The 14,025-nt window shown below is 69.3% G+C and carries 13 protein-coding genes and 1 tRNA gene; 5 read left to right on the top strand and 9 right to left on the bottom strand.

Annotated elements, in window-relative coordinates:
• Positions 1-109: 109 nt before the first annotated feature.
• The 3 genes from Ate02nite_RS48410 to Ate02nite_RS48420 all read right to left on the bottom strand — a co-directional run bounded on the left by Ate02nite_RS48410 (position 110) and on the right by Ate02nite_RS48420 (position 2,890).
• On the bottom strand, positions 110-1,342 hold the full coding sequence (locus Ate02nite_RS48410) for a glycosyltransferase family 2 protein (protein WP_203814790.1): 1,233 nt from the start codon (positions 1,340-1,342) through the stop codon (positions 110-112).
• The gene (locus Ate02nite_RS48415; RefSeq protein WP_203814791.1) at positions 1,339-2,103 is read right to left on the bottom strand and encodes a polysaccharide deacetylase family protein; all 765 of its coding nucleotides are present in this window, start codon (positions 2,101-2,103) and stop codon (positions 1,339-1,341) included. The genes Ate02nite_RS48410 and Ate02nite_RS48415 overlap by 4 nt, the downstream gene beginning before the upstream one ends.
• A gap of 715 nt (positions 2,104-2,818) precedes the next feature.
• A tRNA-Lys gene (locus tag Ate02nite_RS48420) sits at positions 2,819-2,890 on the bottom strand.
• Positions 2,891-3,026: 136 nt separating this feature from the next.
• Here Ate02nite_RS48420 and Ate02nite_RS48425 point away from each other — a divergent pair.
• Positions 3,027-4,235 carry a phytase gene (locus Ate02nite_RS48425; protein ID WP_203814792.1) on the top strand — a complete coding sequence of 403 codons (1,209 nt, stop codon included), beginning with the start codon at positions 3,027-3,029 and terminating at the stop codon, positions 4,233-4,235.
• A gap of 97 nt (positions 4,236-4,332) precedes the next feature.
• Positions 4,333-4,668, top strand: a complete 336-nt coding sequence (locus Ate02nite_RS48430; RefSeq protein WP_203814793.1) for an STAS domain-containing protein — start codon at positions 4,333-4,335, stop codon at positions 4,666-4,668.
• Here the strand turns inward: Ate02nite_RS48430 and Ate02nite_RS48435 are convergent.
• The 4 genes from Ate02nite_RS48435 to Ate02nite_RS48450 form a co-directional block, all read right to left on the bottom strand.
• Entirely contained in the window at positions 4,588-5,766 is a 1,179-nt protein-coding gene (locus Ate02nite_RS48435; protein WP_203814794.1) for a glycosyltransferase, read from the bottom strand. The genes Ate02nite_RS48430 and Ate02nite_RS48435 overlap by 81 nt on opposite strands.
• Positions 5,763-6,905 carry a glycosyltransferase family 4 protein gene (locus tag Ate02nite_RS48440; RefSeq protein ID WP_203814795.1) on the bottom strand — a complete coding sequence of 381 codons (1,143 nt, stop codon included), beginning with the start codon at positions 6,903-6,905 and terminating at the stop codon, positions 5,763-5,765. The genes Ate02nite_RS48435 and Ate02nite_RS48440 overlap by 4 nt, the downstream gene beginning before the upstream one ends.
• Before the next feature lie 141 nt (positions 6,906-7,046).
• The gene (locus tag Ate02nite_RS48445) at positions 7,047-7,964 is read right to left on the bottom strand and encodes an acyl-CoA desaturase (RefSeq protein WP_203814796.1); all 918 of its coding nucleotides are present in this window, start codon (positions 7,962-7,964) and stop codon (positions 7,047-7,049) included.
• A 34-nt stretch (positions 7,965-7,998) separates the two neighbouring features.
• On the bottom strand, positions 7,999-8,685 hold the full coding sequence (locus Ate02nite_RS48450) for an MBL fold metallo-hydrolase (protein ID WP_203814797.1): 687 nt from the start codon (positions 8,683-8,685) through the stop codon (positions 7,999-8,001).
• A gap of 201 nt (positions 8,686-8,886) precedes the next feature.
• Here Ate02nite_RS48450 and Ate02nite_RS48455 point away from each other — a divergent pair, with 201 nt between their 5' ends.
• Positions 8,887-10,119 carry a cellulose-binding domain-containing protein gene (locus Ate02nite_RS48455; RefSeq protein ID WP_203814798.1) on the top strand — a complete coding sequence of 411 codons (1,233 nt, stop codon included), beginning with the start codon at positions 8,887-8,889 and terminating at the stop codon, positions 10,117-10,119.
• On the opposite strand, the gene Ate02nite_RS48460 is transcribed toward Ate02nite_RS48455, so the two are convergent.
• Together Ate02nite_RS48460 and Ate02nite_RS48465 are read right to left on the bottom strand one after the other, a co-directional pair.
• A complete protein-coding gene (locus tag Ate02nite_RS48460; protein ID WP_203814799.1) occupies positions 10,052-11,314 on the bottom strand; it encodes an MFS transporter in 1,263 nt (420 codons plus the stop codon). The two genes, Ate02nite_RS48455 and Ate02nite_RS48460, sit on opposite strands and share 68 nt — an antisense overlap.
• 1 nt (position 11,315) lies before the next feature.
• Complete coding sequence (locus Ate02nite_RS48465; RefSeq protein WP_203814800.1) at positions 11,316-11,918, bottom strand: winged helix-turn-helix domain-containing protein; 603 nt, start codon at positions 11,916-11,918, stop codon at positions 11,316-11,318.
• A 175-nt stretch (positions 11,919-12,093) separates the two neighbouring features.
• Here Ate02nite_RS48465 and Ate02nite_RS48470 point away from each other — a divergent pair, with 175 nt between their 5' ends.
• Both Ate02nite_RS48470 and sthA read left to right on the top strand, forming a co-directional pair.
• The gene (locus Ate02nite_RS48470; RefSeq protein WP_203814801.1) at positions 12,094-12,534 is read left to right on the top strand and encodes a hypothetical protein; all 441 of its coding nucleotides are present in this window, start codon (positions 12,094-12,096) and stop codon (positions 12,532-12,534) included.
• 35 nt (positions 12,535-12,569) lie between these two features.
• Positions 12,570-14,024, top strand: coding sequence for a Si-specific NAD(P)(+) transhydrogenase (gene sthA, locus Ate02nite_RS48475; protein WP_239148259.1), 1,455 nt, complete (start codon positions 12,570-12,572; stop codon positions 14,022-14,024).
• Position 14,025 lies beyond the last annotated feature (1 nt).

A 14,025-nucleotide genomic window follows, 5' to 3' on the forward strand; every position in this document is an offset into this window, starting at 1 on the left:
GAAAAGGCCCACCCGGGCAACCGGGTGGGCCTTTTTGCTGCCCAAATTCGGGGGAACCGAAAAGGCCTGATCGAATAATCGATCAGGCCAGACCCGTGAAAGACGGGGATCAGGAAACGCGGTGCCGGCGGCTGCGCCAGTACGCGAACGGGCCGCGGATTACTCCACCGAGCTCGATCAGGGTGAGCGCCCGCGGGTAGGAGCTCGTCTTCGTCTGGTGCTTGGGGCTGCCCGGGCCCAGGACGTGCTTGACGCCGGCGCCCAGGCGCTGGAGCATCTCGGGACGCTCCTGGCGGTTGGCCCACCAGCGCTTGGCGATCATGGCGGACATGCCGACGCCGTAGTTGAAGATCTGGTGGCGTAGCGCCGCGATCTCCCGGTGGTGCTGGTGCCAGACGAGCGCGGCCGGCTCGTAGACCAGGGTGCGGCCGCTCTGGATCACGCTCAGGTAGATGTCGAGGTCTTCGCCACCCTTGGCGGGGGTGCCCATGCCGAGTTTCTCGTCGAAGCCGTTCAGTGCGCGCAGGGCGTCGACCCGGAAGGAGCCGTTGGCGCCGGTGCCGAAGACGCCCGCCGCGTACGGGTAGAGCTTGCTGGTGCCGCGGTGGTCCTTCAAGTCGTACCGCCGCTGGTGGAAGCCCTTGGAGAAACCGCCGAACTCCTCGAAGAGGTATTGCGCGGGGGTCTCCAGCTCCATCGGCAGGATCATGCCGGTCACGCAGGCGACCGACGGGTCCTGGCGGAACACCTCGGTGATTGCCTCCAGCCACCGGCTGTCGACGGCGATGTCGTCGTCGAGGAAGGCGATCACGTCGCCGGTGCTGGCGGCCAGGCCGGCGTTGCGGGCCCGGGACAGGCCGGGGCGGTGTTCCAGCACCAGGCGCACGTCGTCGATGCCCTGCTGCTGGAACAGGTCGGTGACGCCGGAGGTGTTGGGGCGGTTGTCGACCACCACGATCTCGTGCGGCGTGATCGTCTGGGCCCGGACGTCGTCGAGCACCCGGAGCAGGCCTCGGGTCGCCACACAGGTGGTGATGACGACCGTGGCCCGGACCGGCGCGACGGCCTGCGCTTCGGCGTGGGCCGGCTCGGCCGGGTAACCCTCGGAGGCGATCGCCTCGTCGAGAGCCTTGCGCACCTCTTCGGGGGTCAGGCCCTCGTCGGGAACCGTCACCGGGACGAAGGCGACCGGCCGGCCGGAGCGCCGGACGAGCACCCGGGCCGGTCCGCTCGCGGTCATGGCCGGGATGTCCTCGTCGAGGTCGACCTCGACGATGTGGGTGGGCCGGAACGAACTCGGGTCCGGCCAGCCACCGAAACGGTCAAGCAGGGTGCTGATCACGAGCGAGCACCTGCCATGAGACGCCTTGCCAGCCGATAGCCGCGGGTCCGCAACCGTTCGCCCTTCCACGAGATGGGTGCTCCGGTAGCACCGATGACGCGGGCAACCTGCTCGCGCTCGGTGTCAGTGACGACCGTGAAGCGGGCCACCGCCAGACAGTCGTCGGTCTGGTGAGAGATGGCGTTCTTCACTGCGTGGGCGTTGATATACCCCGCTTCGGCGATCGCTGAACGGGTGCGCCGCGAGTGACTGCCATGCGGGTACGCGAACGAGTCGACGGTCATGCCGAGCAGGTCTTCCAGGTGCTTGCGGGAGTCGACGGCCTCTTTCAGTTGCTTCGAGGCATCGAGCAGATCGAGGTGGGGATGGGTGACCGAGTGGGCGCCGATCTCGAGCGAGGCGTCTGCGGCAATGTCACGCAGGGCCGCCGGCGAGAGCATGCCGGGCTGGTCGAAGTAGCCGGTCGTCATGAAGAGGGTGGACGACAGCGACAGCTTGTCGAGGATCGGCAGCGCGACGTCGGCGAAGTCGGCGAACCCGTCGTCGAAGGTGAGCGCGATCGCGTGCTCCGGCAGCGGCTGCTCGCCTCGCAGGCAGGCGCCGAGCTGGCGGGCGGTCAGCGGAACCCGGCCACTTGCCTGCACCGCCTCCATGTCCTCGCGGAAGCCGGCCTCGGAGACCGCGAACGGGTCGCGGCTCTCGGCGCCGGTCGGCGTGATGGAGTGGTAGAGAAGGACGGGAACGAGCGTCTGGGGGGACATAGCTGTCGGTCGCCTTCGTCGTTTGCAGGAGCTATGGCACGCAGCCATCGCCGCGGGGACCAAGGCTAGCACCGGTTCTATGCTTAATCCCAGGTGTTCCTTAGTCGCCAATGAGCATTCTGTGTTAGTGCGACCAACACCTAGCCCACCCGGCCAAATCCACCAGAAAACGTGCCCACAATCTGTCCCATAGTTGGAACCCAACCATAGAACGAACGGCTAGACGCCCAGCTCAGAACCCCCACCGGTGAACCCAGGCTACCACCATGAAACCCCAGCTCAGACCGCAGACGAGCGACAGGCAGAGGCCACCCCGCCCCACCGCTCATGCCACCGGGGTGGTCTTTTCGGTCAGACCTGACCCACCGGTCGCCCCACCCACCCAACCTGTCGTCCGGCCCGGCATAGGCAAAGGTGCAATGCGGCGCCAGAGAAACCACCTGTTCTCCATTGCGTAACAATAGAGAATTTGCTAAACACTGGCCCCCCAGCAAATTGCCAGCACAACCCCATTGCTTTCGAAATGCGCAAGCCAAGAAGTACCAAGCGAGGCCAGGTGATGATGTAGCTGCCAAGGTCTCCAGGCACGGCCATGGACAGGCCCACCGAGCTGGGCCACGCATAACAACCGCAACCCACCCAAAACAAGGACCGCCCCCGAGGGAGCGGCCATCGTAACGTGGGCCTCCGGGGCTCGGCTCCGGAATAGGAAGAGTGGGCCGCCGGGGATTCGAACCCCGAACCTAAGGATTAAAAGTCCTCAGCTCTGCCATTGAGCTAGCGGCCCGCGAGCATAGGGTACCTGGGGTTGCCGGCTGGGTTCATCCGGCTTCCCCAGCATCCGGGACAGCGGGACCAACCCGTGTCGACCTGTTAAGCCGGCGGCCACCCGTACGCCAAGGTCCTCGGGGATTGTCGCGGTTATGCGCCGTACCGTTGGCATCGTCGCCCTTGTCGCTCTTTCCTCCGTCGTGGCCGCGCCGGCCCAGGCCGGCGCCAAGGCCGACCGGGAGATCACCGCTACCGTCGAGACCCCGGCGCTCTTCGACGACGAGGCTGGTGGGGACGCCGACGCGGACGATCCGGCCATCTGGATCAACCGGGCCGACCGGGCGAAGAGCCGGGTCATCGGCACGGCCAAGAACGGTGGGCTGCGGGTCTATGACCTGGCCGGCCGGGAGGTGCAGTCGATCGCGCCGCCGGCCGACGGGCGGTTCAACAACGTCGACCTGGTGACCGGGTTCCGGCTCGGCGGGCGGACGGCCGACCTCGCGGTGGTGACCGACCGCGGGCTGGACCAGCTGCGGATCTACCGGATCGAGTCGACCGGGCGGCTCACCGACGTCACGGCGGCCGGCGCTCCGCTGTTGTTCAGCAAGGACCAGGACGAGGTGGCCACCCAGGCGACCGGATACGGCCTGGCCGCTTACGGCCGCTATGCGGTGGTCAGCCGCCGGCACTCCACCCGGCTGGGGATCTTCCGGCTGGAGGAGCGCGGCGGCCGGGTTACCTACCGCAACACCGACCTGCTCGACCTGCCCAAACAGTTCCGCCTGCCCAATGGCGAGACGTGGGCGCCGTGCGCGGAGCCGGGGGAGGACCCGCAGATCGAGGGGATGGTGGTGGACGCCGCGGCGGGCGTGCTCTACGTCGCTCAGGAAGACGTCGCGCTGTGGCGGATCCGGCTGGACCGGGACCGGTTCGTCGGGGTGCCGCGGGTGGTCGAGCGGGTCGCCGAATACGGGGTGCCGGCCACCTATGACCCGGCGACCGAGGAATGTGTGGCGGGGGACGACGACCCGGGCTTCGGCGGGCGGATCCACGCCGATGTCGAGGGCGCCACGATCTACCCGACCGGTAAGAAGGACGGCTACCTGATCGTCTCGAGCCAGGGGGACAGCCGCTTCTACGTGTACGACCGGGGCACCAACCGGCCGCTGAGCAGCTTCCGGGTGGTCGACGGGCCGCGGGCCGACGGCGTGCAGCACTCGGACGGGGCGGCCGCGACCTCGGAGGCGCTGCCCGGTTACCCGCAGGGTCTGCTGGTGCTGCACGACGGCGAGAACACCCCGGACGACGGCCGGGTGAGCACCGACTTCAAATATGTCGACTGGCGGGCTCTGCGTCTTTGAGTCTTTCCCCGCCTGGTGCATGAACGATCGACGGCTACCGTCGCCTCCACATAGGCTTTGCCACCCGGCAAACGCGGGGGCGACGGAAGGCTGACAGATGCCGAACTTTTCAGTCGACGTCCGGACGGAGGCCGACGGAAGTCTCGTGATCACCCCGCGGGACGTGTTGGACGCCGAGTGCGCCGTGCAGTTCCGCCAGACGCTCGTGCACGCGGTTCGCAAGCTGCGGCCGTTGCGCCTGATCGTTGACCTGGCCGAGGTGCCGACGGTCGATCCGATCAACCTGGGCACCCTGGCCGCGCTCTGCGACCTGGCCGACGACCACCGGGTGGTCGTCTTCCTGCAAAATGCGTCAGCCGAGATCGCCGACGATCTGCGGGCGGCCGGTGTCCCGTCCCAGCGGCTCCGCAAGCCGGACCGGATCACCGCCTGACATCTGGTGCGCGGCCAGGAAACCGGCCACCGACGCCGACCAGGGGAACTTCTCGGCCTGGGCGCGGGCGGCCTGTCGCCGGGCGTCCTCCGGCCGGGACAGCAGGTCGAGGACCGCGGTGACGTAACCGGGGCCGTCGCCGGCCGCCGCGAGACCGGCCGCACCGATCACCTCGGGCAGGGCACTCTGCGCGCTGACCACCACCGGCGTACCGCTGGCCAGGGTTTCCAGCGCGGACAGCCCGAACGTCTCGATCGGGCCGGGCGCGATCGCCACGTCGGCCGAGGCCTGCAGGGCGGCGACCTCGAGCGGGTCGGTCAGGTGGCCGAGGAAGCGCACCGGTAGTCCCCGCGAGGCGGCCTCCTCCTGCAGGGCGTGACGCAACGGCCCGGCTCCGGCGACCACGAGCACCGCCCGTACGCCCTGATGGCGCAGGCCCTCCAGGGCCGCAAGTGAACGGCGGGGTTTCTTCTCCGGCGAAAGCCGGCCGCAGTGCAGCAGCAGCACGTCGTCGGGGCCGGCCCAGCGGGACCGCATCGCGGGATCGCGGCGGTCCGGGGTGAAACGGTCGAGATCGACTCCGAGCGGGACCAGGTCCACCGGCGCGCCGATCCGGGCGAACTCCCGGGAAGCCCAGCGGGTGGTGCACACGATCCGGTCGTGGTCGGCCGCGGTGCGGCCGTTCAGCACGTCGGCGACGCGCCGGCCGGACGCCGGACCGAACAGTCGCAGCAGGCCGTCGAGGCTCTCGTGCGACACCATCATGGTCGGGATGTCGCGGCGCCGGGCCCAGCGGCCCAGCCAGCGCAGGGTGGTCCGGTCGGAGATCTCCAGCCGGTCGGGGCGCAGCGAACGCAGCGTCGCGGCCAACCGCCGCCGGTCCAGAAGCACCCGATAACCACCCAGGCCGGGCACGTAGGCACCGGGCAGCGTGATCACCCGGCCCTGCTCGGTCTGCTCGTCGGTTGCCTTCTCGCCCGGGATGACCAGCACGGACTCATGGCCGGCCGCCTGATAGCCGGCGCCGAGGTTGCGCAGCGCGGTCTTCAGCCCGCCGGATCGGGGCGCTACGTAGTTGGCCACCCGCACGATCCTCACGCGGCGACCGCCGGGCGCTCGAACACGCTGAGAGCGGACACCTCTCGATAGTGCCCGATCAGCTCGTCGCCCACCGCCGACCAGCTGCGGCCCTCGATGGCGCGGCGCCCGGCGGCGCCGAAAGCGGCCCGCCGGGCCGGGTCCCGGGCGAGGTCGGCGACCGCCGAGGTGAACCCGGCCGCCTCGAACGGCGGGACCAGATAGCCGGTGCGACCGTGTTGCACGAGGTCGACCGGGCCGCCCGCGTGGGGCGCCACCACCGGGAGGCCGCTGGCCATCGCCTCCTGCACGGCCTGGCCGAACGTCTCGTAGGGGCCGGTATGGGCGAAGATGTCGAAGCTCGCGTAGATGCGCGCCAGCTGAAGTCCCCGCCGTACGCCGAGGAATTTGGCTTTGGGTAGTGCTTTTCGCAGGGCCGGCCCGGCCGGGCCGTCGCCGACGATGACCAGGCGCACGCCGGGCAGCCGGCTCACGTCGGCGAGCAGGTCGATCTGCTTCTCCACCGCCAGCCGGCCGACGAAACCGACCACCACCTCGCCGTCCGGCGCCAGCACGCGGCGCATGCCGGCGCTGCGCCGAGCCGGATGGAACTGCACGTCGTCGACGCCGCGCCGCCACAGGTGGATGCGTTCGACGCCGTGCGCGCCGAGTGCGGCACGGGACTCGGTCGACGGCACCAGCGTCCGGGATGCGGCATTGTGCACGGTCCGGATCCATCGCCAGGCCGCACCTTCGGTCATTCCGACCTTATACGCGCGGGCGTAGGCCGCCACGTCGGTCTGATAGACCGCCACGGTCGGCAGTTTCAGCGATTTGGCGGCCGCCATCCCCCACGCACCCAGCACGAACGGGCTGGCCAGGTGCACCACATCGGTGCCGTGCGCGCGCATGGCACCGGTCATCGTCGGGGTGGGCAGACCCAGCCGAATCTGCGGATAACCGGGCATCGGCAGCGACGCGATCCGCACAACCGGATAGGGCACGTCGACTCGGACATCTCGCAGGGCGGGTGGCGGCTGCGGGGCGATCACCATCGGCTGGTGCCCCCGGCGCAGCAGATGCTCGGCCGCCCGCACCACCGAGTGCGCGACCCCGTTGACATCCGGCAGGAAAGACTCCGTAACCAGAGCGACTCGCATGCCCACACGATGATCTGCGCCGATGTCCGCCGGCCCAACAGAACCCAAACCCTCTTGGGCGTACGCGCGACGTGTCCCCAACCGCACCAGCCCGAACCGCCGAGCAGCGCGACCGCCGCGGCCGAAACGGCCGCGACGCGACTATCGCGTGATCTTCGCCAATCGCTCGGGTGTCGGCCAATGCACGTCATGCGCCCAGCCGAACCGCTCGAAGAACCAGATCACCCGAGCCGAGACGTCGATCTGCCCACGTTGCACCCCGTGCCGGGCCTGCGTCGGGTCGGCGTGGTGCAGGTTGTGCCAGGCCTCGCCCATGCTGAGCAGCGCGAGCGGCCAGAAGTTGGTGGCCTTGTCCCGGGCGTTGAACGGGCGCTCCCCGATCATGTGACAGACCGAGTTGACCGACCACGTCACGTGGTGCAGGAAGGTGATTCGCACCAGGCTCGCCCAGAAGAACGCGGTCACCGCGCCCAGCCAGGACCAGGTGAGCAGGCCACCGAGCAGGGCCGGCGCGATAAGCGTCAGGATGGTCAGCGGCCCGAACAGTCGATGCACCACCCGGATGTCCCGGTCGGCCAGCAGGTCCGGCGCGAACCGCTCCTGGTTGGTCTGGTCCCGGTCGAGGATCCAGCCCAGGTGCGCGTGCCAGAAGCCGCGGGCCAGGGCCACCGGCGAGGTGCCGAACAGCCACGGCGAGTGCGGGTCGCCCTCCTTGTCGGCGAACGCGTGGTGCCGCCGGTGGTCGGCCACCCAGTGCAGGATCGGCCCCTGCACGGCCATGCTGCCGGCCACCGCGAGGGCCAGCCGCAGTGGGCGCTTGGCTTTGAAGGAGCCGTGCGTGAAGTAGCGGTGGTAGCCGACCGTGGTGCCGAGGATGGTCAGCACGTAGAAGAACACGGCCAGGGCCAGGTCGAGCCAGGTCAGCCCCCAGCCCCAGGCGAACGGTACGGCCGCGATCAGCGCCAGGAACGGCACGATCACGAAGAGGTAGACGGTGATGTGGGCGGGCAGCGGCCGTCGGGCTGCGAGGAGGGCCTTGGGCCCCCGGCGCTCGGACATGCCGGTCAGGCTAGGGCAGCGCGACGAATCCCGCTCAATCGTTGGGTAGCGCCGACGCGTATTCCCGGAAGCGCTCGACCGCGCGCCCCGACATCGCCCGGCCGTGGCCGAAGACCGCGTGCTCGAAGTTGTGGGTGGCCAACTTGGCCACGCTGCGGTCCTGCTCGGCCGGGTCGGCCGAGACCTGCTTGGGGCCGCTGACCAGGGTGCCGTCCTTGCTGCCGCTGGCCGTGTCGCCGGCGAAGAGCACGCCGCCGGCCCGGTCGAGCAGGTAGGAGACGTGACCGCGGGTGTGCCCGGGGGTGTGCACGGCGGTGAAGCCCGGGATCGGCTCGGACTCCTCGGCCGTGATCAGCTGATCGATCTTGGTGGGCTCGACCGTCACGATCCGGCCGAGCAGGCGGGGCAGCAGGCCGCTCGGCTTCGGCGGGGTGATCGCGCCGGTGATCACCGGCGCGTCGGCGGCGTGCGCGAACACCCGGGCGCCGGAGCGTTTCCGCAGGTCGGCAACGTTGCCGACGTGGTCGAAGTGGTAATGGGTGAGCAGCACGACGCGCACGTCACCGATCTGTTTGCGGATCTCGTGCAGGCCACGCTCGATCTGCTTGGACCGGCGCGGTAGCCCGGTGTCGACAAGCACCACCCCGTCGTCGGTCACCACCAGATGCACGTTGACAAACCCGAGGCCAAGCTCGAACACGCCGTCCACGATCTCTCGCACGGCCCCATTCTGCCGTACCCGGCCGTTGATTCATTGACGTCTATTTTTAAGGGGCATAGCCTGGCCACGGAACGGTGTCACGTCGTACCACGAGGGCGCATACGCGCGGGCGGAGTCCATCCCGTCTGCGGATCCCCCATGGGCGGCGTCTCCCCGGCCTTCGGCCCGCCGCTCTCATCCCCTCCTGAATCGAGGAACTCGATGAGACGTCGCGTCGTCTGGGCACTGGCGTGCCTGGTGGCCGCGTTCGCGGTGGTCGGTGCGCTCAAGCCGGCCTATGCCGCCGCCGGTTGCCGTGTCGACTACACCGTTCCCAGCTCGTGGCCCGGTGGATTTCAGGGGTCGGTCACCGTGACCAACCTCGGTGACCCGGTCTCCTCCTGGACGCTCGGCTTCACCTTCCCCACCGCCACCCAGAAGGTCACCCAGGGCTGGAACGCCACCTGGACCCAGTCGGGCAGTGCGGTCACCGCTACCAACGCCGGGTGGAACGGGTCGGTGGCCACCGGTGGGTCGGTGAATGTCGGCTTCACCGGCACGTTCACCGGGACCAACCCGGCGCCGACGGTGTTCACCCTCAACGGTGTGGCCTGCACCGGCTCGGTGCCGACGACCACGCCGACGACGACCACTCCCACCACTACTCCGGCGACGACTGCGCCTACCACCGCGCCCACCGGTGACCCCTGGACTCCGCCGTCCTCGCTGGTGCAGCCGCTCGCGGCGGTCTGGTCGCACGAGGAGTCGACCTACAGCAACCTGTACGGGTTCAAGAACTACGGCTGGGACCAGCTGTTCGCCGGGGGCGGTGCGATCAACTACTGCGTGCGGTGGGACTCGACCGCGCACGTCACCGCGGCCCAGCGGGACGCCGTGGCGGCCGCTCTGCAGCGGCAGTACCAGAAGTGGATGGACCAGATGCTCGACAACGGGTCGGGCTGGAACAACTGGCCGTACAAGCAGGTGCCGGTGAAGGTGGTCGGCTGGGCCGTGCGGGATCGGGCCCAGCTGGAATGGACGGACACGTCGGTCGACATCTACGTGAACGACATCAATGAGAACGCGCCGCAGTGCGGTACGCCGTGCGGGCGGTTCTTCCACCAGGACGGCAATTACTCCGGTTGCCCGGGCGGGGCGTCCCACCATTACGACCACTCGCTCTGGCTCACCGCCGGGTTCAGCGGGGGCGCCGGTGGCGACTGGGGGCAGCGGATCGGCTCCGAGTACTACATGAGCAACCTGAGCACCGACAACATCCACATCCTGTTGCACGAGATGGGGCACACGTACGGCCTGGATGACTTCTACGACTGGGACCCGACGCCCGGCCAAGGCTTCATCATGAAGGCGGGCAGTGCCACAAGCATCACGGAGTTCGACAAGTGGATGCTTCGGGACTGGTGGCGTCATCTGAAGAGTCGTTACGGCCGATGACCGCGGGCCGCGCTGAACGGGGCAGCGCGGCCAGCACCAGCAGACCGGCCGCGAGGTAGCCGGCACCCTGCACCGCGATCACCGGGACGATCCCGGCCCGGCCGGCCAGGGTGCCGGCCAGCACGATGCCGACCAGCATGGCGCCGGCCCGCAGGGCGGTGATCGCGCCGAAGACGCGGCCGCGGTAGCTGTCGTCGGTGGCGGTCTGGAAGACGGTGACCAGGCCGGCCACGGTCAGTGCGCCGGGCAGACCGACCAACACCATGATCCCGTACGCCGGCCAGGTCGCCACGTGCACCAGCGGGTAGAGGAACAGCACCAGATCGAGCAGGCCGAAGGCGACCGCGCCGCCACCGAGCAGCAGCCGCGGCGCGAACCGGTGTCCTACCAGGGTGGCGAGCGCGCCACCGGCCAGCCCACCGACCGCCTGAGCGGCCATGATCGTGCCGTAGGTCTGGTTGCCGCCGTGCAACACGTCCCGGACGAACGGTGCCATCAGGGTCATCATGATCGCCTCGCCGACGCCCGTGATCAGCGCGAACACCATCAGGACGCGCAGCGTGCGGTCGGACACCGCGATACGCGTACCGTCGAGCCACTCGCGGAGGACGCGCGGAGCCGCCGCCTGCCCGCCCGGCCGGAGTGCGCGATAGCGGATCAGCGCTAGCAGGCCGGCGGCCGCGGCAAACGTCGCGGCGTCGGCGACGGCGATCAGCCGGATGCCGCCGGCGGCGGCCAGCACCCCACCCAGCGCCGCACCCACCAGCCGGGCGACGTCGCGGGCCTGCCCGTTCAGGGCGTTCGCGGTGACCAGGCGATGCGCGTCGACGAGCGACGGGACCAGGGCGGCCTCGGCCGACGCGAAACCGACCGCCAGGGCACTTTGGACGGCCGCCACCGCGTAGACCAGCGGAACCTGGCTCGGGTCGGTGACCAGCAGCAACGGCAGCAGGGTGACCGCCAGCAGGAGGTTGCAGCCGATCATCGTGCGGCGGCGGTCCCAGCGGTCGGCCAGCACGCCGGCGAACGAACCGAGCGTCACCTGCGGGATCAGGGTGGCCAGCACCATCGCCGCGCTGGCGAGCGCGGAGCCGGTGAGGGCGTAGACCTGATAGACGAGACCGGCGCTCAGGATCCAGTCGCCGGTGAACGAGACGAAGTTCGCGGCCAGCAGCAGACGGTAGTCGCGGCCCATGTCACGCTCCGCTCTCCGTGGGACGCAGCGGGACGGCGACCAGGGTGACGTCGATCGGGATCGCGCCCGGCGGCCGTTTGCTGGTGTCACCGAGCGGGCGTCGCTTGACCAGCGGGTCGATCAGGGCGTTCCACGCCTCTTCGAGCTCGATCATCTCGTCCAGGGTCAGGTAGACCAGGTTTTGCGAGATGCCGGCGTGCTCGGCCCAGCCCGGCTCGGCGTCGGCCCGTCGCTGATGCCAGTCGGCCAGCTGGGCGGCGGTGCGTTCGAGCAGGTAGTGCTGCAGCGCCTCGATCTCGTCCCAGGTGTTTTCGGCCGGATCGAACCGGTGCGACGTGTGGGTCACCCGCCACGGGCGCTCGCGGTTGTCGCCGGCCTCGGCCGGTTCGACGTAGCCGTACTTCGCCAGCTGGCGCAGGTGGTGCGAGGCCAGCGCCTGGCTGACGCCGAGCTGGCGGGCGGCCTCGGCGGCGGTGATCGAGCCCTCGCGGCCGACCAGAGCGTGCAACTTCAGGCGCAGCGGATGGGCCAGCGCACGCAGAGTCAGGGGGTCGCCGATCACTCTGCGTTCGGCGGGTTGATCGCTCGACGAATCCAAGGACATGCTTGGAGTCTTACATGGATGTCAAGCGATTGCTTGGAGTGTCGAACACGTGCGGGGTAGCCGGATCGGCCAGAACGCACCCCCTTGTGAGGGTATTCGCTGGTCAGGTGGCCTTTAGGGGGCCAGGATCGAACCTGGCCGCAACGGGGGGCCCGAAATCGGATCGGAGAAGAGGGTGGCCGAGTACGACGCCGACCAGTTGAGTGCGGGATTCCGCGCTCGCAACATGCTGGCCGGGTATGTGGGGCGCGGAGGACGGCCCAAGGCCGTGGCGCCGACGATTCCGCTGATGGCGACGGAGAAGCAGTACGGCTGGTTCCCGGTCACCGTCGATAACCGGGAGCGGCAGATCGCGGTGATCACCAACCTGCGGTTGATCGTGGGCGAGGAGTACGCCCTGTGGCAGTTCACCGGCGTACGGGCCATCCCGGGCGAGTGGTCGGTGGAGCTGAACGTGCGCGGCCGGGAGGCGCCGCTGATCCTGAGCGGACCGTGGGTGCCGTGGATGAGCGTGGTGCTCTGCTCCGAGCTGTACGGCACGGCCTGGCCACCTGGCTCACTGCCGGCCCCACGCCGCCGGCAGGTGGCAGTCTGCCCGGGTCGCCGAGGAGGCTGATCCGTCCGGCCGCCGGCTTGTGAACAGCGTGAAAAATGCCGATCGGGCCCGTAGACCGCGCCGCCTCGCACTGCGACGCTAGCGATGTGTATGACTATGACCTGTTGGTTTTGGGCTCTGGGCCCAGTGGGCAGAAGGCCGCTATCGCCGCGTCGAAGTTGGGGCGTCGGGTTGGCATTGTGGACCGCCGCGACATGATCGGCGGGGTCTGCATCAATACCGGGACCGTGCCCTCCAAGACGCTGCGGGAGGCCGTGCTTTACCTGACCGGCCTCAGTCAGCGCGACCTCTACGGGTCGAACTACCGGGTCAAGGAAGACATCACGGTCAGCGACCTCGCGGCGCGCACCCAGCATGTGATCGCCCGGCAGACCGATGTCATTCGCAACCAGCTCGCCCGCAACCACATCGTGATGCTGACCGGGACGGCCCGGTTTGCCGACGCGCACACGCTGCAGGTGGACGGCGGGGACGGCCGGGACAACAAGGTCACCGCTGACAAGATCATTGTTGCGGCGGGGACCCGGCCGGCCCGGCCGGACAGTGTGGACTTCGATGACCGGACGATCGTCGACTCCGATGGGGTGATCAACCTCGAGGCCGTGCCGCGCAGCATGGTGGTGGTCGGCGCCGGGGTGATCGGCATGGAGTACGCCTCGATGTTCGCCGCCCTCGGCACCAAGGTCACCGTGGTCGAGCGGCGCGAGAAGATGCTCGACTTCTGCGACGACGAGATCATCGAGTCGCTGAAATACCACCTGCGCGACCTGAGCGTGACGTTCCGGTTCGGCGAGGAGGTGGCCGCCGTCGAGAGGCACTCGACCGCGGCGCTGTGCATCCTCAAGAGCGGCAAGAAGATCGTCGCCGACACGGTGATGTACTCAGCCGGCCGGCAGGGCCAGACCGAAGGCCTCAACCTCGAGGCGGCGGGATTGACCGCCGACCGGCGGGGGCGGATCGAGGTCGACGCCAACTACCGCACCGCGGTGGAGAACATCTACGCGGTCGGCGACGTGATCGGCTTTCCGGCACTCGCCTCCACCTCGATGGAGCAGGGGCGACTGGCCGCGCACCACGCCTGCGGCGAGCCGGCCCGCGTCATGCACACGCTCCAGCCGATCGGCATCTACACGATCCCCGAGATCAGCTTCGTGGGTAAGACCGAGGACGAGCTGACCGACTCGGCCACGCCGTTCGAGGTGGGCATCGCCCGCTATCGCGAGCTCGCCCGCGGCCAGATCGTCGGCGACTCGTACGGCATGCTCAAGCTGCTTGTCGCGCCGGACGACGGCCGCCTGCTCGGGGTGCACGTGTTCGGCACCGGTGCCACCGAGATCGTGCACATCGGCCAGGCCGTGATGGGCTGCGGCGGAACCGTGGATTACCTGGTCGACGCGGTCTTCAACTACCCGACGCTGTCGGAGGCGTACAAGGTGGCCGCCCTCGACGCCTCCAACAAGATCCGCAACATCACCCGCATCGACGGCTAGG

The sequence above is a fragment of the Paractinoplanes tereljensis genome, from assembly GCF_016862435.1.
Classification (GTDB): Bacteria; Actinomycetota; Actinomycetes; order Mycobacteriales; family Micromonosporaceae; genus Actinoplanes; species Actinoplanes tereljensis.